The organism is Microbacterium sp. SA39, assembly GCF_000967865.1.
GTDB lineage: Bacteria > Actinomycetota > Actinomycetes > Actinomycetales > Microbacteriaceae > Microbacterium.
In genome coordinates, this window is record NZ_JXRU01000039.1 from 319,554 (window position 1) to 338,639 (window position 19,086).

A 19,086-nucleotide genomic window follows, 5' to 3' on the forward strand; every position below is an offset into this window, starting at 1 on the left:
TTTCCGGTGCATGGAAGGATATCCGGATGATCATCGCGCCTCTCGACGACCTCGTCCGCGGCATCGCCGGGGCGGAACAGACACCTCGGGGGTTGGCGGTGCATCGACTGCCCGAGTGGGTGCGTCGGCAGTTCCCCGATCCTCAGCTGCTCGCGATGGAGAAGCAGCCCTCCGGCGTCCGTCTCGAGTTCGAGACCGCGGCGACACGAGTCGAACTCGTCTCGCATCCCTCCCGCGTCGTCTACCGTGACGTGGAGCGTCCGCGAGGTCGGATCGACGCTTTCGTCGACGGTGCGCTGCATGTCCGGGATGAGCTCGGCGGCGGCGACGTGGTGGAGGTCGATCTGCAGACGGGTTCTTCGACCGTGCGCACGGGCGAGCACCACGTCACGGTGCTGACGGGCCTCTCTCCACAGAGCAAGCGCGTCGCGCTGTGGTTGCCGCACAACGAGGTGATCGAGCTGATCGAACTGCGCTCCGATGCGCCCGTGCGGGCTGTGCGCGATGACCGCCCGCTGTGGGTGCACCACGGGAGCTCGATCAGTCAAGGCTCCAACGCGCTCTCGCCGAGCGAGATATGGCCGGTGGCGGTCGCTCGACAGGCGGACGTCGACCTGCGCAACCTCGGCTTCGGCGGCAGCGCGCTCGTCGACCCGTTCCTGGCCCGGGTGATCCGCGACGCACCGGCGGATGCGATCAGCGTGAAGCTGGGCATCAACGTGGTGAACCTCGACGCGATGCGACTGCGGGCGTTCGTGCCGGCCGTGCACGGGTTCATCGACACCATCCGCGACGGACATCCAGAGACGCCGCTCCTCATCGTCTCGCCGATCCACTGCGGCATCCACGAGGCCACTCCCGGCCCCGCTGCGATAGACCCCGAGACGCTCGACACCGGAAAGATGAAGTTCATCGCGACCGGGGCGCCGGGCGACACCTTGCAGGGACGGCTCACTCTCGAGGTGATCCGCGACGCGCTCAGGTCGATCGTCGAGGCGCGGTCGAGTGATGCGAACCTGCACTACCTCGACGGACTCGAGCTGTTCGGCGCGGCGGATGCCGACGAGCTGCCCTTCGCGGACGCGCTGCACCCGGACGCCGAGGCGCACCGGCTCATCGCGCGCCGCTTCGCGGAGAGGGTGTTCGTCGTCGACGGAGTGTTCGGGGAGGTCGGCACAGTGGGCTGACGGCTCAGGGCAGCGCGTTCAGCGCCATCTGCGCGATAGCCATCAACGCAGCCGATGAGGCGCCGTCGCGTGCGCGGGATGACATGCCGCTGTGCGCCGCCATGACGTAGCTCGCGACCTGTTCGGCGTCGGTGCCCTCCGGTGCGTCACCATCTTGCACGGCCTGTTGGACCCGTCGCGCGAGTCGCTCCCGCAAGGCCGCTCGTTGTGCAGCGAGTCTCGGCTCGCTCGCCAGGAAGCATCCGGGAGGCGTGCCCTCATCGGTGTGCGCCGCGGCGGTCAGGACGAGTATCTCGGTGACCGCTTCCCGCAGAGTCGGTAGCGCGAGGGCCTTCTCGAACTGTGCGGTGATCGTATCGACGTAGAGCTTCCCCGCAGCGGCGAAGAGTTCGTCCTTGTCCCCGAACGCGGCATAGAGGCTCGGCGGCGTGATTCCCATCGACTCGGTCAGCTTCGCGATGGTCGTCGCCTCGTACCCCTCGCGCCAGAACTGCTCCATGGCGACGATCAACGCCGTCTCGGGATCGAAGGATCTGGGTCTGCCTGCCATGATGTCCATCATTCTATAGCGGACGCTAGTGATCTGCTAGCGTGGGTATTTCCTAATGATCACTACAGAAAGAGTCACATGCTGATTGCAGACGCAGTCGTCCTGGTCACCGGCGCGAACCGGGGCATCGGAGCGGAGTTCGTGCGACAGCTGCGGGAACGCGGCGCCGCCAAGATCTACGCGACCGCCCGCGACGTCGACCCCATCGACGTCGACGGCGTTCACGCCCTTCCGCTCGACATCACAGATGAAGGCCAGGTGAGGGCCGTGGCAGCTCAGGCTCGCGATGTCACACTGCTCATCAACAACGCCGGTGTCGCGTCGGGGACCGATCTTCTCGGAGGAGATCTCGCCACGATCCGCGACGATCTCGAGACGAACCTCTTCGGTCCCCTCCACCTCACCCGTGCGTTCGCGCCGATCCTCGTCGCCAACGGCGGTGGCGCGATCCTCAACGTCCTTTCGGCGGCCGCCTGGTTCTCCTCGCCCGGCGCCACGTCGTACGCGATGACGAAAGCTGCGGCATGGAGCCTCACCGACGCCACGCGCGTACAACTCGCGTCCCAGGGCACACAGGTCGCCGGACTGCTGATGGCCCTCGTCGAGACCGACATGAGTGCCGGGATCGACGCGCCCAAGAGCTCACCGGCATCCATCGTGACCGCCGCGTTGGACGGCATCGAAGCCGGCGCGATCGAGATCCTCGCCGACGAGATCACCGTCGGACTGAAGGGACAGATGCACCTCGACCCCACCGCGCGCTACGGGGCGATGATCACCGGCTGAGCTACGAGGGCTGGACACACCTGCGGCGCCGCGGCCCGAGGGCTGGACACACCTGCGGCGCCGCAGGAACGGGGCGGGTGCGGGCTACGACGTGAAGGCCGCCGGGCGCTGAGATTCGACGGCGGGAGTCGTCATCGGTCCGGTATGGCGAGTGCGGAACCAGACGACCACGAGCGTCGCGATGACCACCAGGCAGGGTCCGATCAGAGCGATGCCGCTCGAGGGGTCCGCAACCGAACGGTCGAGCCCCGCAGTGAGATCTCCGCTCATTCCGACAGCGAAGACGAAGCTCAGCGTGTTGAAGGCGGCATGGAGGACGACCGCGATCTCGATGCCTCCTGAACGCCAGGTGATCAGCGCGGAGGACACGGCCAGAACGGAATACCAGATGTAAAGGTACGGATCGAACGAGAGGTGGAACGCGGCGAAGACGAGCGCCGAGACGACGACCCCGAGGATGAGCGAGGTCCGCGGTCCGCGACCCCAGCTTCCGGCCACCCGGAAGATCAGACCGCGCACGCCGTACTCCTCGCCGGCGGCCTGCAGCGGGCTGAGGAGCAGAGTCGCGGCGAGCAGCCAGAGAAGGTCGCTCTGCAGCCAGACCACGGACTCCGTGGGGAGGATGACGTTGCTGACGACGTTGAGCACCACGAACAGCGGCGCGATGATGAACAGCGTGCGGGTGAAGAGCCGGAACCGGAAACGTGAGAACACCGAGTGCAACGACGCGCCGGGCACACGGTACAGCCCGTGCTGCACGAGCATGCTCCACGGGATGAGCAGCGCGGTGGCGAAGCATCCGAACGCGTGCATGGTCGGAGTGAGGAGGCCTCGTCCTTCGCCGGACTGCGGGACGCCGAGCATCCCGTCCACCATTCGGGCGAGAACGGCGAAACCGAGGATCGCCGCCCACATGCCGCCGACGACCAGCACGATCGCGAGGATGCCGCGACCGATGCGGCGCTTGTCGTCGGCGAGAACGCGATGGTATTCGACCCCGGGCGGCACGATCTTCATACCTTCGGGAGACTTGTCGGGACGGGGTGTGCTCTCGTTGACGACGAGATGCGGATTGTTGAGGTGCATGATTCCAGCCTCTTCAGCGCCGAGGCGCGACAGTAGTGTCAGAAGTCACCGGGTGATGACACGGCTCCGATGGGGGCGATCCTGTGTCGTGAGGCTCAGAGCCAGCCCCGCTCGAGGGCGACGTGAGCGGCGCGGTAGCGCGTCGAGGTTCCCGTCTTCTGCATCGCGCTCGACAGGTAGTTCCGCACCGTTCCGGGGGCGAGATGCAGGCTGCGCGCGATCTCCTTCACCGAATGTCCGCTGTACGCCCCGCGCAACACGTCTGCCTCTCGTTCGGTGAGGGGAGAGTCATCGACGACGGAAGCCTCCAGCACATCGCGGCCGATCCACCGCCCACCCGCCGCCACCTCGCGGATCACGACCGCGATCTCCTCCGGCTCGGCGTTCTTGCTGAGGAAGCCGTTGATGCCCAGTTTGAGCGCGCGCCGAAGCACTCCCGGGCGGGCGTGCCTGGTGAGCATGAGAACAGCCTGGCCGGGGATCTGCTCCCTGATGCGCGCGACGGCATCGAGTCCGTCCAACTCCGGCATCTCGAGATCGATGACCAAAACGTCGGGCCCATATCGGAGCGTAGCCGTGACCGCCTCGGCACCGTTCGCGGCTTCGGCGACGATCTCGATCGTCCCGTGCAAGGGCAGCAGCGTGGCAAGAGCAGAGCGCAGCAGGTGCTCATCGTCGACGAGGACCACACGGATGAGACCGTCGGCGGTCATGACGTCACCTCGCCGAGCTGCTCGGGTGCGAGATCCGCGCGCACGACGAAACGGTTCGGCCCGCGCATCACGGTCATCACGCCACCCGCCGCCCCGACGCGCTCCCGCAATCTCGCCAGTCCTCTCTCCGGATCGCCGTCGGTCTCAGCCACGCCATCGTTCCCGATCTCCACCGAGGTTGCTGTGGCCGCGATGCTGACGACCGTGGGCCGCGCGTGACGCAGAAGATTGGTCGTCGCTTCACGCAGCACATGGGCGAGGATCGGCGGCGCCGGTGCATCGCCCGAGAGGTCGACATCCGCGTGGACGGAGATGCCGGCCGACTCGCAGAGGCGCTGGGCGTTCTCGATCTCCACGGCGAGGTTCAGCTCATACCGGTCGAATGTCATGGCGCGTGTCTCGGAGATGGTCTCACGAGCCAGGCGGCGAATCTCCAGGAGCTCGGATTCCGCCCGCTCCGGGTCGTCCCGCACCATCCGATACGCCACCGCGGACTTCAGCTTGATCACATGGAGCGACTGGCCCTGGATGTCGTGCAGGTCGTTCACGAACCGGGCACGCTCACGCGCGACCACCAGCTGGGTCTCGATCTCTTTCAGGCGTTCGAATCGTCGGCCGATCAGCCACGCCCGTTCGCTCACGAGGATCACCGCCGCGACGAAGAGGACACCGAGGAACGGCAGGAGCAGGTAGATCGCCGCCCGTTCACCCGTGAGGGGATGGAAGAGGAACGCCACCGCGCCGATCGAGGTCACAGCGAGAGCGAAGACCACGATCCAGAGGAAGCGGCGTCTGACCCTCGCGAGCATCAGTGCTCCGACGAGCGCGAGCGGGAAGAATCCCAGCGGATTCGTCATCAGCAGCGCACCGGCGATCCACCCCATCGTGGTGCCGACGACCGCCAAGACCGATCGAGGCGGATACCCGTCCAGATTCCACTCGCGCAGCACGCCCAGCACCAGCACGAAGCTGACGCCGACGACGAGCCCTTCCCACCAGCTCTGGGTCGTCAGGGCTACCCCGAGCAGGGTCAGCGGGGCGATGGTCAGCACCGCGGTCACCATCGCCTGACGCCGCATGGGCGCCGTCATCGGGTCTTCGCTCTCGATCGGTTCCTCGGTCGTCACGTCGTCCGTCGCGCCTGTCTCTTGATGGCGCGCCCGATGAGGGCCTTCCCGATCACAGCCGCGACCAGGATCGCGAGCGCCACGTACTGGAGCGCGCCGTTCTGGATGAAGAAGCTCGTGATGCCCTCGGGCAGCGATACGAGCAGACCGATGTCGTAGTAGTAGTACGTGACGTACGACGAGAAGACGGTGATCGCGAGCACGATGACCACGTTCGACAGGATGTCCAGAGTTTTCATGCTTCCAGCCTCGCGACCCGGCCTCACTCGGTGTAGTGGCGAGCGTCATCAGGTCTTGTGACACTCGTCACTACCGACGATGGTTGCCTTCGCGCTGCGTCGGACCGAAAGACGCGGTAGGCCCGCGCTGGTTCGATTCAAGACTCTGTTCCAGCCACAGGGTCAAGGGTCGGATCGGCCGGTGAGAGATCGCGGATCTCAGAGCCAGCCCCGTGCCCGGGCGTTCCGCGCAGCATCCTGCCGCGATGCCGTGTGGGTCTTCTGCATCGCGCTCGAAAGGTAGTTTCGCACCGTGCCGGGAGCCAGGTGCAGCCGCGCGGCGATCTCCTTGACCGAGTACCCTTCCCGCGTCTCGCGGAGTGCGTCGAGTTCGCGCTCGGTGAGGGGCGAGTCATCGATGACCGAGGCTTCGAGGATGTCGTGATCGATCCACCGGCCGCCCTCGTGCAGGCGACGGATGACGTCGCCGATCAGCTCCGGGTCCGCCGACTTGCTCATGAAACCGCGCACGCCGGCTTTGAGTGCTCGCCGCAGAACGCCGGGCCGGGCGTGCCGCGTCAGCATGAGGATCTTCTGCTCCGGAGCATCGCGCAGGATCGCCTCGACAGCGTGGAGGCCGTCGGTCTCGGGCATCTCGAGGTCGATGACGAGAACGTCCGGTCGCTCGCGCAGCACCGCCGCCACGGCCTCGGCCCCATCGGCCGCCTCGCCGACGACGGTGATCGCGCCATCGAGGGCGAGGAGCGCCCCGAGCGCGTAGCGGAGGAGCTGCTCGTCGTCGGCGAGGACGATCCGGATGCTGTCGCCGTCGGTCATCTTCGCTCTCCTTCGTCGGCTCTCGCTTCTTCGAGGGCAGCGGAGCGGGGAGCCATCCGTGCGCTGACGGTGAAGATCTCCGCCTGCTGCACGAAGTCGAGCTCGCCGCCGGCATCCGTGATCCGGCGCGCGAGTCGAGCGAGACCCCGCGGGTGGATCTCGCCGCCGGCGGGGACGCCGTCGTTCGAGATCTCGACTCCGCCGGGACTCGCCAAGATGGTGACCCAGGTGGGATCCGCATGGCGGAGGAGGTTGGTCGTCGCCTCCCGGAGCGTGTGGGCGAGGAGCGGGTGCGGCTCGACATCGCCGCCGAGATCGGAGCGGATGCTGACCCGCATGCCGGATGCCTCGGCGAGCGCCCGGGTGTTCTCCAGCTCGGCGACCAGATCGATCTCGTACCGCGCGTACGTGAGTTCGCGGGTCTTGGCGATCGTGTCGTCGACCAGTTGTCGGATCTCCGCGAGTTCGGCATTCGCCCGCACGGGATCATGGTTCAGGAGGCGTTGGGCGAGAGCGGCCTTGAGCTTGACGACGTGCAGCGACTGGCCCTGGATGTCGTGAAGGTCGCCCGCGAAGCGCGCCCGCTCCTCGGCGACCGCGAGCGCCGACTCGATCTCCTTCGCGCGTTCCGCCTCCCGCACCAGTCTCCACGCGAGCTCTCCGACGAAGACGACGGCGGCGATGTACAGGGTTCCGAACGCGGGGACGATGATGAACTGGACCACCAGTGCGGAGGTGAGGGGGTTCGTCAGCAAGGACGCCGCGCCGAGAGCCGCCACGCCTGCCGCCAGAAGCATCACCGCCGAGACGCGATGCTTCCTGACCTTCATGACCAGGAGAGCGCCGACGAGCGCGACGGGCATGAAGCTGATCGGGCTGTTCGCCGAGAACGCGCCATAGAGATAGGCCGCGCCGGCGAAGACGAAGAGGAACACCGCGCGAGGGGTGTACCCGTCGAGACGCCACTCCTTGATGAGCGTCGTCGTGAAGAGAAGCGTGAGGGCGAGGAAGAGTGCCTCCCCCCAGGAGGTGCTCGTCAGGACGACGCCGATCACCGACAGCGGCGCGATGGCCAGGATCACCGACCCCATCACGATGCGGCGCATGCGCGGAATCGCGGGCGCCTTCGTCGATCCGTCGCTGTCGATGACTACCCCTTCTCCGTCGGATGCTGCTGTCTGATGGCCTTCCTCACCGGAACCTTCGCGATGAGCGCGCCGACGACGAGCGCCAGAGCCACATACTGCAACACCGGACGGTCCAAGAAGAATCCCGTGATCCCCGCTGGAAGCGTGGTGAAGAGTCCGTAGTCCCACAGCAGCCCGAGGTACGCGAGGAACACCGCCGCAGAGAACGCGACCGTGGCGTTGAGGAAGAGATCGAATGCCTTCATACCTCGATCCTTCGCGCCGGCCGGCTCGCCTGGTAGTGACACCGTGTCACCGCTCCTCGAGACAGGAGCGCGTCGCCGTCCAGGCCTGACCGACCCCGTTCGAGTGCCGAGCGCAGGTCGACGATACAGATGCAGGTCGAAACAGGCCTATCCGACCTGCAAGTGTGATCCGGACCTGCAATCGGAGATCAGGTTTGATCAGCGCCGCACGCCGACGTACACCGTGTTCGACGACACTCCTCCGGTGAGGCGGTTGTCGAAGTCGACGACGTGCGCGCGGGCGTCGTCGAAGACCGCGGCGAGCGTCGTCATGAAGTCGTCGTCGGGCGGATCGTCCGACCACAGCGCGAACACGCCCTGGTCGGCGAGATGCCGTGCGAGGGCGGTGAGGCCGGCCTCGGTGTAGAGGTCGGCGTGCGTCGGATCGAGCGTGTGGCGCGGCGAGTGGTCGACGTCGAGCAGGATCGCATCGTGCCGACGGGCGGGCGCTGTGCGCATGACGGCGAAGAAGTCGTCGTGGGTGAGCGTCGTCCGGTCGTCGCGCACGAGCGTCGCCGACACCGGCAGCAGCTCGCGCTCGTGCCACCCGATCACGGCGGGAAGCGCGTCGATGACCTCGAGGCGTGCCACGCGCTCATCGCCGAGCGCCGTCACCGCGGTGTACCCGAGTCCGAGTCCGCCGACGAGCACCCTGAGCTGATCCCCGGTCGACGCGGCGAGGCCGAGGGTCGCGAGCTCTTCCTCGGCCACTGTGAACAGGCTCGACATCAGGTACTCGTCCTGGAGCTTCACCTCGTAGATCATCTCGCCGGTCGAGGGGTCTTCGCGGCGGCGGAGCATGAGCTCGCCCATCCGCGTCTCCTGCCAGTCGAGCTCTTCGAAACGTGCGATCATTCGGCGCCTCTCTCGGCGGGTCGCACCGGGGCGTCAGCCGCCGATGTAGCTCATCTCGATGCGCGGCCGCGCCGCGCGGAGCTCGGGGGTGAGGCTGGAGCGGATCTCGGAGTACCGGTCGTCGCGCGCGCCCCAGATCGACGACATGGCCGCTGCGAGCTCGTCGTCGCCGGCTCCGCTGCGCAGGATGCTGCGCAGGTCGTGGCCCTCGGTCGCGAAGAGGCAGGTGAAGAGTCGGCCCTCGGTCGAGATGCGGGCGCGGTTGCAGGTGCCGCAGAAGGTGTTGGTGACCGAGGAGATCACGCCGATCTCACCGGTGCCATCGGCATATCGCCAGCGCTGGGCCGTCTCGCCGGTGGCAGCGGCACCGACCGGCTCGAGCGGGAACAGTGCGCCGATCCGCTTGACGATCTCGGCAGACGACACGACCTCGTCGAGCGACCAGCCGTTCGACGTGCCGACGTCCATGTACTCGATGAATCGCAGCGTGTAGGGCGTGCCCTTGAACCGGGTGGCCATGGCCTCGATCTCGCCGTCGTTCAGACCGCGCTTGACGACCATGTTCAGCTTGATCGGACCGATTCCCACGGCGTGCGCGGCATCGATCCCGTCGAGCACGCGCGACACGGGGAAGCGCACGTCGTTCATGCGCTGGAACAGCTCGTCGTCGAGGGAGTCGACCGAGACGGTGAGGCGATCGAGTCCGGCATCCTTCAGTGCCTGCGCCTTCACGGCCAGCGCCGAGCCGTTCGTCGTCAACGCGAGCTCGAGGCGCTTGCCGTCGGGGGTCCGCAGCGCGGCGAGCCGCGCGATGAGCTCTTCGATGCCGCGGCGAAGCAGGGGCTCTCCGCCGGTGAGTCGCAGCTTGCGCACGCCGTGCGCGGCGGCGACCCGGGCGATCCGCTCGATCTCCTCGAAGCTGAGGAGTTCGTCCTTCTCGAGGAAGGCGTAGTCCTTGCCGAAGACGGCGCGAGGCATGCAGTACACGCAGCGGAAGTTGCAGCGATCGGTGACCGAGATGCGAAGATCTCGGAGCGGCCGGTCCAGGGTGTCGAGCAGTCCGCCGCTCGACGGCAGCCGGAAGGCGCCGGTCGGCGAGGGGCCGTCGGCGGGAGCTGGTGTGATCGACATCCCCCACCCCTTTCTCGCGTGAGGCAAACGTAACACCCGCGGATGTGCGGGGAGCCTGCTCCAGCCATTCTCGCATCGTGGAAGTGTAATTCCGAAAAGGGTGGACGAACCAGGATATCGCTGTTAGTGTCAGAGGGCCCCGGAGCCCCACGAGGATCCGAGCCAGGGGCGTACGACACAGCACGCGGATCGATGAGGATCCCGCACGGGTAGCCCGTGGAAAGCCTCGTCAGGTCCGCGCAGAAAGCAAGGAAGCTCTCCCACCATGGACACCATCGGTATCACTACGTCTGCTGACACGACGCACGCCGACGCCCAGCCCACGCCGGCTGAGTACCTCGCACGTGCAGTGGACCTCGCGACCGAGAACGTGCGGAACGAAGGCGGCCCGTTCGGGGCCATCGTCGTCTCGGCCGACGGACGCGTCTTCGAAGGCGTCAACCGCGTCACCGCGAACCTCGACCCCTCGGCGCACGCCGAGGTCACCGCCATCCGCGCCGCCTGCCAGGGTCTCGGCGCCTTCGACCTCACCGGCGCCGTGCTCTACAGCAGCTGCGAGCCGTGCCCGATGTGCCTCGCCACGTCGCTCTGGGCCCGCGTCGAGCGGGTGTACTTCGCCGCCGACCGTGACGACGCTGCGGATGCCGGCTTCGACGACGCCCTCTTCTACCGCTACTTCGAGGGCGGCCCCGAGGACCGTTTCCTCATGCCGGTCGCTCAGGAGACCCTCGCCCCCGCCCACCGCGTCGCCCCCTTCACCGAGTGGAACCAGACCTCCACTCGCACCGACTACTGACCGGAGCCGACGATGACCTCCTACCCCTCCACGCAGGGCGCCTCCGAAGACGAGAGCACGGGCCGCGTCCCGCTGCCGCCGCTGCCGACCGGTGCGACGACGACCGTCGACGCCGAGCCCAAGAACGCCCTCGACCGCTTCTTCGAGATCACGCAGCGCGGCTCGACCGTGCCGCGCGAGATCCGCGGCGGCATCGTCACCTTCGTGACGATGGCCTACATCGTGATCCTGAACCCGCTGATCCTCGGCGGCACCGAGGATGTCGCGGGCCAGGCCCTCCAGCAGGCGCAGATCGGCGCGGCCACCGGTCTCACCGCGGGCGTCATGACGATCCTGTTCGGCCTGATCGCCCGGCTCCCGTTCGCGCTCGCGGCCGGTCTCGGCATCAACTCGTTCCTCGCGGTGTCGGTCGTCGGTCAGGTGACCTGGCCCGAGGCCATGGGTCTCGTGGTGATCAACGGGCTGCTGATCGTGCTCTTCGGAGCCACCGGCATCCGGACCGCCATCTTCAACGCCGTGCCGCAGCCGCTCAAGGCCGCGATCACCGTCGGCATCGGGCTCTTCATCGCGTTCATCGGCTTCGTCGACTCGGGCTTCGTGAACCGCACGCCCGGCGGCCCGCCGGTGCAGCTGGGCGACGGAGGCTCGATCACCTCCGTTCCGACTCTGATCTTCCTCTTCGGCCTCGTGCTCATCGGCGTGCTGGTGGCGCGCAAGGTGCCCGGCGGCATCCTGATCGGCATCGTCGTCGCGACGATCGTCGCGATCATCGCGCAGGCGTTCCTCAAGCTCGGGCCGAGCTTCGAGGACCCGAACGGCTGGCACATGACCATCCCCGAGCTCCCCACCTCGCTGGTCACGATCCCCGACTTCGGCCTGATCGGGCAGTTCGATCTGCTCGGATCGTTCGGACGGATCGGGATGCTGGCCGCCACGATGCTCGTGTTCACCCTCGTGTTCTCGAACTTCTTCGACGCCATGGGCACCATGACCGGTCTCGCGAAGAACGCCGGTCTCGCCTACAAGGACGGCACCTTCCCGCGTCTGCGCTCGGCGTTCGTCGTCGAGGGCCTCGGAGCCGTCGCCGGTGGTGCGACGTCGACCTCGTCGAACACGGTGTTCGTCGACAGTGCCTCGGGCATCGGCGAGGGCGCCCGCACCGGGCTGTCGTCGGTCGTCGTCGGCGTGCTCTTCCTGCTGTCGATGTTCCTCACGCCCCTCACCGGGGTCGTGCCGATCGAGGTCGGATCATCGGCTCTGGTCGTGGTGGGCGCGATGATGATGTCGCAGATCAAGGAGATCAAGTTCACCAACTTCGCCGTCGCGCTCCCGGCGTTCCTCACGATCGTCACGATGCCCCTGACGTACTCGATCGCCAACGGCATCGGGGTCGGCTTCATCTCGTGGGCCCTGATCAACGCCTTCTCGGGGCGTGCCCGCAAGGTGCACTGGCTGATGTGGGTCGTCGCGGCCGGCTTCATGCTCTACTTCGTGCGCGGCCCGATCGAGACGATGCTCGTCGGGTAGCCTTCGTCCGCTCGGCCGATTCGCGCCCCGGTGCCCTCCTGGATGGAGGATGCCGGGGCGCGTCGGTGTTTTCGAATCGCGCAAATGGTCGATCCCGAGGCGCGGCATGACCCATTTGCGCGATTCGAAAGTGCCAGAGGGGCGACGGTCGGATCAGCCGCGGCCGATGAACGGCATGCCCGCGGCGGTGACGGTGAGCTGCGGCACGCTGACGTCGAGGGGCAGCCGAGCGAGGTGCACGACCAGGTCGGCGACGTGCTGCACGTCCATGGTCGGCTCGAGAAGGCGCGAGCCGTCGGCCTGCAGGGCCCGTCTCCGACCAGCGCGCCGATCAACTCGGTGCGGGCGTTGCCGATGTCGAGCTGCGTCGCGGTGATCCGATGCGCGCGGCCGTCGAGCTCGATCGACTTCGTGAGCCCGGCGATCGCGTGCTTCGTGGTCGTATAGGCGACCGAGAGCGGTCGCGGGGTCTGCGCCGAGATCGAGCCGTTGTCGATGATGCGCCCACCGATCGGTGACTGCGACCGCATCTGCCGGAACGCGGCACCGGCGCACAGAACAGCGCCCGTGAGGTTCACGGCGAGGGTCGCATCCCAGTCGGCGGGGTCGAGGTCGCCGACGTCGGCCGTCGGGCCGAAGACCCCGGCGTTGTTGACGAAGACATCGAGCCGTCCGAATCGCGCGACGTGGCGGGCGACGAGGTCGTTCACCTGCGCGGCATCCGTGACGTCGGTCTCGACGATATGGGCGTCCGGATGCTGCGCCGCAGGCTCGTCCCCGAACGCGGCCGTCTCGTGCAGAGGTGCACTCCGGCGCCCGGCGAGGGTGACCCCGAAGCCGTCGACGAGCAGGGCACGGGCCACCGCGCGGCCGATGCCGCTGCCGGCGCCCGTGACGATGGCGCTGGCGCGAGCAGGTGTGGCGCTCACTCGGCTTCGTCTTCCGACGCAGCATGCTCTTCGGGCTCGACCGGCGCCGCCTCGTCGATCAGCTGCAGGATGCGCGCGGCGACGCTGACCGCGATGACCGCCGGCTGCTTGCCCGTGACCTCGGGGATGCCGATCGGTGTCGTCACGCGATCGAGCGCGGCATCCGTCTGGCCGAGCTCTCTCAGCTTCTTCTGAAACCGCACCCATTTGGACGACGAGCCGATTAGCCCGATCGACCCGATGCCCTCGGTCCGCAGCGACTGGTCGACGACCGCGAGGTCCTCGACGTGATCGTGCGTCATCACGAGGACGTGCGCGCCGGGCGGGAGGCCGGTGAGCGCCGACTCCGGCACCCGCGCGTGCGTGATGTGCACGCGGGCGACGGCATCCGCGAAGGCACCGCTCTGCCCGGGCACGCCGAGGCGCTCCGGCGAGATCATCTCGGAGCGGGAGTCGATCAGGTGCAGCTCGACCTCGTGCCGGGCGAGGATGCGGGCGAGCTCGAGCCCGACGTGCCCGACCCCGAACACGGCGACGGCCGGCACGACCCGCATCGGCTCCAGCATCATCGTGACCTCTCCTCCGCAGCACTGCACACCGTACTCGGTCGTCGCCTTGTCGCTGAGGGTCAGGGTGAGCAGCTGCGGCTCGGCCGCTCCCGCGGCGAGCATCTCGCGGGCACGCTGGATGGCGGTGGCCTCGAGATTGCCGCCCCCGACCGTGCCGAAGACTTCCTCGGGGGCGACGACCATCTTCGCGCCGCCGTTGCGCGGCGCGTGACCCCGCACGATCGCCAGGGTCACGACGACAGCGGGGGTCCGCCGTTCGCGGAACTCCTGCAGAGCATCGAGCCAGTCCATGAGATGTCGGGTATGAGTCAGCCGGCGGTCGCGAGCTCGCGAGCGGCGACGTCCGCGTCGGCCTCGGCATCCGCTTCGCCCTCCGCAGCCGACTGCGCATCGCGCACCGCCCAGAACACCGCCTCGGGCGTCGCGGGAGAGCCGAGCACGACCGAGTGACCCACCGGGCCGAACGCACCGACCGCATCGCGGATCGCCTCGCGGGCGCTGAAGGCGAGCATGAACGGCGGCTCGCCGACGGCCTTCGAGCCGTAGACCGCGCCGTCCTCGCGGGCATCCGCGAACAGACGGACGTTGAACTCCTCCGGCATCTCCGAGAAGCTCGGCAGCTTGTAGGTCGAGGCCGACTGTGTCTGCAGGCGCCCGCGGTGCGGGCCGTCGGTCGCATCCCAGCGCATCTCCTCGAGCGTGAGCCAGCCGACGCCCTGCACGTACGCGCCCTCGATCTGCCCGATGTCGAGCATGGGCGAGAGCGAGTCGCCGACGTCGTGCACGATGTCGACCCGGCGCACGCGATAGGCCCCGGTGAACCCGTCGACCTCGACCTCGGTCGCCGCAGCGCCGTACGAGAAGTACTTGAAGGGGGAGCCCTGCATGATCTCCGGGTTCCAGTGCAGACCTTCGGTGCGGTAGTACCCGGCGGCGAACAGCTGCACGCGCTGCAGATAGGCCGCGTTGGCGACCTCGGCGAACGCCAGCTGCAGGTCGGGCTTGCCGAGACCGGTGACGATGCCGCCGGAGAAGTGCACATCGCGCTCGTCGACGCCGAGAAGCCGGCCGGCGACCTTCGCCATCCGTTCCCGGATCTGCTCGCACGCGTTCTTGACCGCGCCGCCGTTGAGGTCGGTGCCCGAGGATGCCGCGGTGGCCGAGGTGTTCGGCACCTTGTCGGTGCGGGTCGGCGCGAGGCGCACCTGGTGCAGTTCGAGTCCGAGCGCGGTCGCGGCTACCTGCAGCATCTTGGTGTGCAGGCCCTGGCCCATCTCGGTGCCACCGTGGTTGATCAGCACCGATCCGTCCTTGTAGACGTGCACGAGGGCGCCCGCCTGGTTGAAGGCGGCGAAGTTGAACGAGATGCCGAACTTGATCGGCGTCATCGACAGGGCGCGCTTCAGATCGGGGCTGGTCGCATTGAACGCCTCGATCTCGGCGCGGCGCGCCACGACATCCGCCTCGTCGCGCAGCTGATCCCAGATGGTGCCCATCCGGCCGGCATCCTTCACCAGCTGGCCGTAGGGCGTGCTCTGACCGGGCTGGTAGAAGTTCTGCTGCCGCAGCACGAGCGGATCGATGCCGATCGCGGGTGCGACGCGGCCGAGGATGTCTTCGATGAGGAAGACACCCTGCGGCCCGCCGAACCCGCGGAACGCGGTGTTCGAGGCCTTGTTCGTCTTCGCGATGCGCCCGTGCGCGTGCACGTTCGGAATCCAGTAGGCGTTGTCGAGGTGGCAGAGCGCGCGCCCGAGCACCGGCTCCGACAGATCGAGGCTCCAGCCGCCGTCGCAGGTGAGCGTCGCGTCGAGACCCTGCAGGTAGCCGTTCTGATCGATCCCGACCTTCCAGCTGATGTGGAACGGGTGACGCTTGCCGGTCATCGTGATGTCCTGCGTGCGGTTGAGGCGCAGGCGCACCGGGCGTCCGGTGAGCTTCGCGCCCAACGCGGCGATGGCCGCGAACCCGTGCGGCTGCATCTCCTTGCCGCCGAACGCGCCGCCCATCCGCAGCGACTGGACCGTCACCTCGTTGGAATGGATGCCGAGGACGTGGGCGATGATCTCCTGCGTCTCGGACGGATGCTGCGTCGAGCACTGCACGAAGTACTGCCCCTCCGAGTCGCGGATCGCGAGCGAGGCGTGGGTCTCGAGGTAGAAGTGCTCCTGTCCGCCGAACTCCGTGACGCCCTCGAACACGTGGGCGGCGGAGGCGAGGGCGGATGCCGCGTCGCCGCGCTCGACCGTGCGGGCGATGCCCTGGTACGACTCGGCGTCGATGGCATCCTGCACCGTGATGAGCGACGGGAGCGGCTCGTACTCGACGGCCACCGCGGCGGCACCGAGGCGCGCAGCCTCCTGCGTCTCGCCGAGCACCCAGACGAGCGCGTGCCCGTAGAAGCAGGATTCGCTGGGGAACAGCGGCTCATCGTGCTTGATGCCGGCGTCGTTGATGCCGGGGACGTCGTCGGCCGTCAGCACACGGACGACACCGGGCACCTCATATGCACCGGACACGTCGATCGTGACCTTGGCGTGCGCGTTCGTGGACTGCACCGGCCAGGCCGTGAGCACGCCGTGGGTGTGCGCGGCGAGGTCGTCGGTGTACATCGCAGCGCCGGTGACATGGAGAGCGGCGCTCTCGTGAGCGGCAGGGAGGCCGACGACGGGGTGGGCGGGACGATCGGCGAGAGCACTCATGCCGACACCTCCTTCGACTCGATGACGGTCGTGCTGTAGAGCTTGAGCAGGGCGGTGTTGAGCATGAGCGAGCGGTAGTCGGCGCTCGCGCGGTGGTCCGACATCGGGGTGGCCTCGGCGCGCATCTGCTCTGCGGCCGCGCGGACCGTGGCCACGTTCCACGGCTGTCCGATCAGTGCCGCCTCGGCGGCGTAGGCGCGCAGCGGGGTGGCGGCGACACCGCCCAGGCCGATGCGGGCGGACGTGACGATGCCGTCCTCGATGTCGAGGGCGAACGCGATGGCGACGCTGGAGATGTCGTCGAAGCGGCGCTTGGAGATCTTGTGGAAGGCGGTGACCTTCGCGAGCGGACGCGGGATGCGCACCGCGCGGATCAGCTCGCCCGGCTCGCGCACCGACTGGCGGTAACCGGTGAAGTACTCCGACAGCGCGACCTCGCGCTCGCCGGAGGTCGACACCAGCACGACGCTCGCGCCCAGTGCCAGCAGCGCCGGCGGGGTGTCGCCGATGGGGGAGCCGGTGCCGAGGTTGCCGCCGAAGGTGCCGCGGTTGCGGATGAGGCGGGAGGCGAACTGCGGGAAGAGCTGGGCCAGCAGCGGCACCGCGCCGTCGAGGCGGGTCTCGACCTCGGACAGCGGCAGGGCCGCGCCGATCTCGATGACGTCGTCGGACACGGTGAGGGTGCGGAGCTCTTCGAGCTGCTCGATCGCGACGACGAAGGGGGCGCGGCTGCCGCGGATGTTCACCTCGACGCCCCAGTCGGTGGATCCTGCGACGACGAGAGCATCCGGTTCGTCCTGCAGCAGCTGCAGCGCCTCGGTCAGCGTGGCCGGTCGCACGAAGCGGCGACCGTCGACGACGGCATCCGTCGGCACCGGCTCGGGGGCCGGCTCGTGGAGACGCTGATGGAGGGGATCGTCGCTCTCGGGGCTGCTGAGCGCGTAGGCGGCATCGCGGATCGGCCGGTACCCCGTGCAGCGGCAGAGGTTGCCGCTCAGTGCGTGCAGGTCGAAGCCGTTGGGGCCGTGCTCGGCGTCGTGCCCGGGGATGCCGTCGTCGTGTCCGGTGCCGCCCTCGTCGGGGGTGGTCTCGGCGGGCGTGCGCTCGCTGCGGTAGTACTCGCCGGCCATGCTGCAGGCGAAGCCCGGGGTGCAGTACCCGCACTGGGATCCGCCGGCCTCGGCCAGTTTCTCCTGCACCGGATGCAGGTTGTCGGGGCTGCCGAGCCCCTCCGAGGTGACGATCTCCTGGCCGTTCAGGGCGTAGACCGGCACGAGGCAGGCGTTCACCGGAGTCCAGGCGGTGCCGCCATCGGGAGTGGGGGTGGCGAGCAGCATGGCGCATGCGCCGCACTCGCCTTCCGCGCAGCCTTCCTTGCTGCCCGACAGCCCGGTGTCGCGCAGCCAGTCCAGCGCGGTGGTGTGCGCGGGCGTGCCGGCGAGAGCACGGGTCTTTCCATTGACGTTGACAGCGATGTCATTCATGGGAGATCTCCTCAGTCCCGCCGGTGCTCTGAGGAGCGGATGCCGGGACTGGTCCTATCGTGCGAGTCTATGCATCCGGATGGCGACCTTGCACTGTGCCGGTTGGTTCCATCAAGCGGAAACATAATTCTGACCCTTGGAAAGGGTATGCCGGACCGTGGCTCGCGGTCAAGTGGAGCGCGCCGAGTTCTGCGGCCATTCCGAACTTCTGCGGCCCGATCTCACGACTGAGGCCGCAGAAGTTTCGCATGGCCGCAGAAGTTGCCGGCCCGGGATCAGGTGGCGTTCGCGACGGCCGAGATCTCGCCGACGATCTCGGCCAGCACCGGTATCGCGCGCTCGACGAACCCGTCGTCCACGCGAGCGATCGGCAGTGACACCGAGACGGCGGTCGGCACGGGCATGCCGGGCACGGCCATCGCGTAGCAGCGCACGCCGATCTCCTGCTCTCCGTCGTCGATCGCGTAGCCGCGCTCGCGCGTGAGGGCGAGGTCGGCGAGCAGCGCGTCGAGGGAGTCGAGTGAGCGTTCGGTCGCCGCGGGCGTGCCGGTGCGGGCGATGATGTCGCGCACGGCGTCGTCGCTGAGCTGCGCGAGGATCGCCTTCCCGACGCCGGTGGCGTGCAGGTAGGAGCGACGGCCGACCTCGGTGAACATCCGCATGGCGTGCGGCGATGGTGCCTGCGACACGTAGATGACGCGGTCACCGTCGATCGTGGCGAGGTTCGCCGTCTCGCCGAGGCGCGAGACGAGGTCCTTCAACTGCGGCATCGCGATCTGGCCGAACTTGCGGTTGGCCACCTCGCCGAGGCGCACGAGCCGCGGGCCCAGTGCATAGCGGCGGTTCGCAAGCTGGCGGGCGTACCCCAGTGAGACGAGAGTGCGGAGCAGGCGGTGGATCGTCGGAAGCGGGAGATCGGCGGATGTCGCCAGCTCGCTCAGCGTCACATCGCCGCCGGCATCGGCGATGAGTTCCAACAGGTCGAAGACTCGGGCGACGGACTTGACGCCGTCGGACGCTCCTGCAGGCATTCGAGAACCTCTCGTGCGCGGTGAAGTATCCGCATGGTGGAAATGATCTGTCGATCAGGCTATCCCATCGCCACTCCGAGCTCTTGAGTTTCCACGATGCGGAGGATATTCTCCACAGAGCGAACA

General features: G+C 68.1%; 18 protein-coding genes and 1 pseudogene. 4 read left to right on the forward strand and 15 right to left on the reverse strand.

Features of this window, described 5'->3' with window-relative positions; translation table 11 throughout:
• Positions 1-26: 26 nt before the first annotated feature.
• Positions 27-1,187: a GDSL-type esterase/lipase family protein gene (locus RS85_RS17950; protein WP_046014800.1), complete on the forward strand. Its 1,161-nt coding sequence runs from the start codon at positions 27-29 to the stop codon at positions 1,185-1,187.
• A 4-nt stretch (positions 1,188-1,191) separates the two neighbouring features.
• On the opposite strand, the gene RS85_RS17955 is transcribed toward RS85_RS17950, so the two are convergent.
• Positions 1,192-1,737: a TetR/AcrR family transcriptional regulator gene (locus tag RS85_RS17955; protein WP_160298654.1), complete on the reverse strand. Its 546-nt coding sequence runs from the start codon at positions 1,735-1,737 to the stop codon at positions 1,192-1,194.
• A gap of 78 nt (positions 1,738-1,815) precedes the next feature.
• Between RS85_RS17955 and RS85_RS17960 the strand changes: the two genes are divergently transcribed.
• The gene (locus RS85_RS17960; RefSeq protein WP_046014802.1) at positions 1,816-2,523 is read left to right on the forward strand and encodes an SDR family oxidoreductase; all 708 of its coding nucleotides are present in this window, start codon (positions 1,816-1,818) and stop codon (positions 2,521-2,523) included.
• An 84-nt stretch (positions 2,524-2,607) separates the two neighbouring features.
• Here RS85_RS17960 and RS85_RS17965 read toward each other — a convergent pair whose 3' ends face one another.
• The 9 genes from RS85_RS17965 to moaA all read right to left on the reverse strand — a co-directional run bounded on the left by RS85_RS17965 (position 2,608) and on the right by moaA (position 9,922).
• Positions 2,608-3,609, reverse strand: coding sequence for a CPBP family intramembrane glutamic endopeptidase (locus RS85_RS17965; RefSeq protein ID WP_082087704.1), 1,002 nt, complete (start codon positions 3,607-3,609; stop codon positions 2,608-2,610).
• 95 nt (positions 3,610-3,704) lie between these two features.
• Positions 3,705-4,322 (reverse strand): response regulator transcription factor, encoded by a 618-nt coding sequence (locus RS85_RS17970; protein ID WP_046014803.1) that lies wholly within the window; start codon positions 4,320-4,322, stop codon positions 3,705-3,707.
• Entirely contained in the window at positions 4,319-5,449 is a 1,131-nt protein-coding gene (locus tag RS85_RS17975) for a sensor histidine kinase (RefSeq protein WP_052703636.1), read from the reverse strand. Before RS85_RS17975 ends, RS85_RS17970 begins: the two co-directional genes overlap by 4 nt.
• Positions 5,446-5,688 (reverse strand): hypothetical protein, encoded by a 243-nt coding sequence (locus RS85_RS19795; protein ID WP_046014804.1) that lies wholly within the window; start codon positions 5,686-5,688, stop codon positions 5,446-5,448. Before RS85_RS19795 ends, RS85_RS17975 begins: the two co-directional genes overlap by 4 nt.
• A 198-nt stretch (positions 5,689-5,886) precedes the next feature.
• Positions 5,887-6,504, reverse strand: a complete 618-nt coding sequence (locus RS85_RS17985; RefSeq protein WP_046014805.1) for a response regulator transcription factor — start codon at positions 6,502-6,504, stop codon at positions 5,887-5,889.
• The gene (locus RS85_RS17990; protein WP_046014806.1) at positions 6,501-7,610 is read right to left on the reverse strand and encodes a sensor histidine kinase; all 1,110 of its coding nucleotides are present in this window, start codon (positions 7,608-7,610) and stop codon (positions 6,501-6,503) included. The genes RS85_RS17985 and RS85_RS17990 overlap by 4 nt, the downstream gene beginning before the upstream one ends.
• Before the next feature lie 44 nt (positions 7,611-7,654).
• A complete protein-coding gene (locus RS85_RS17995; RefSeq protein WP_046014807.1) occupies positions 7,655-7,897 on the reverse strand; it encodes a hypothetical protein in 243 nt (80 codons plus the stop codon).
• A gap of 198 nt (positions 7,898-8,095) precedes the next feature.
• The gene (locus RS85_RS18000) at positions 8,096-8,791 is read right to left on the reverse strand and encodes a spermidine synthase (protein ID WP_046014808.1); all 696 of its coding nucleotides are present in this window, start codon (positions 8,789-8,791) and stop codon (positions 8,096-8,098) included.
• 33 nt (positions 8,792-8,824) lie between these two features.
• Positions 8,825-9,922 carry a GTP 3',8-cyclase MoaA gene (gene moaA, locus RS85_RS18005; RefSeq protein WP_046014809.1) on the reverse strand — a complete coding sequence of 366 codons (1,098 nt, stop codon included), beginning with the start codon at positions 9,920-9,922 and terminating at the stop codon, positions 8,825-8,827.
• A 265-nt stretch (positions 9,923-10,187) separates the two neighbouring features.
• Here moaA and RS85_RS18010 point away from each other — a divergent pair, with 265 nt between their 5' ends.
• Together RS85_RS18010 and RS85_RS18015 are read left to right on the forward strand one after the other, a co-directional pair.
• Complete coding sequence (locus RS85_RS18010) at positions 10,188-10,718, forward strand: nucleoside deaminase (RefSeq protein WP_082087706.1); 531 nt, start codon at positions 10,188-10,190, stop codon at positions 10,716-10,718.
• A 12-nt stretch (positions 10,719-10,730) separates the two neighbouring features.
• Positions 10,731-12,245 (forward strand): NCS2 family permease, encoded by a 1,515-nt coding sequence (locus RS85_RS18015; RefSeq protein ID WP_082087707.1) that lies wholly within the window; start codon positions 10,731-10,733, stop codon positions 12,243-12,245.
• Positions 12,246-12,398: 153 nt separating this feature from the next.
• On the opposite strand, the pseudogene RS85_RS18020 reads toward RS85_RS18015, so the two are convergent.
• The 5 genes and pseudogenes from RS85_RS18020 to RS85_RS18040 all read right to left on the reverse strand — a co-directional run bounded on the left by RS85_RS18020 (position 12,399) and on the right by RS85_RS18040 (position 18,960).
• A pseudogene (locus RS85_RS18020) lies at positions 12,399-13,174 on the reverse strand (SDR family oxidoreductase).
• Positions 13,171-14,034 carry a xanthine dehydrogenase accessory protein XdhC gene (xdhC, locus tag RS85_RS18025; RefSeq protein ID WP_046014810.1) on the reverse strand — a complete coding sequence of 288 codons (864 nt, stop codon included), beginning with the start codon at positions 14,032-14,034 and terminating at the stop codon, positions 13,171-13,173. Before xdhC ends, RS85_RS18020 begins: the two are co-directional and overlap by 4 nt.
• A gap of 17 nt (positions 14,035-14,051) precedes the next feature.
• On the reverse strand, positions 14,052-16,445 hold the full coding sequence (gene xdhB / locus RS85_RS18030; RefSeq protein ID WP_046014811.1) for a xanthine dehydrogenase molybdopterin binding subunit: 2,394 nt from the start codon (positions 16,443-16,445) through the stop codon (positions 14,052-14,054).
• Positions 16,442-17,929 (reverse strand): xanthine dehydrogenase small subunit, encoded by a 1,488-nt coding sequence (locus RS85_RS18035; protein ID WP_046014812.1) that lies wholly within the window; start codon positions 17,927-17,929, stop codon positions 16,442-16,444. Before RS85_RS18035 ends, xdhB begins: the two co-directional genes overlap by 4 nt.
• A 275-nt stretch (positions 17,930-18,204) precedes the next feature.
• Positions 18,205-18,960 (reverse strand): IclR family transcriptional regulator, encoded by a 756-nt coding sequence (locus tag RS85_RS18040; RefSeq protein ID WP_046014813.1) that lies wholly within the window; start codon positions 18,958-18,960, stop codon positions 18,205-18,207.
• Between the last annotated feature and the right edge of the window lie 126 nt (positions 18,961-19,086).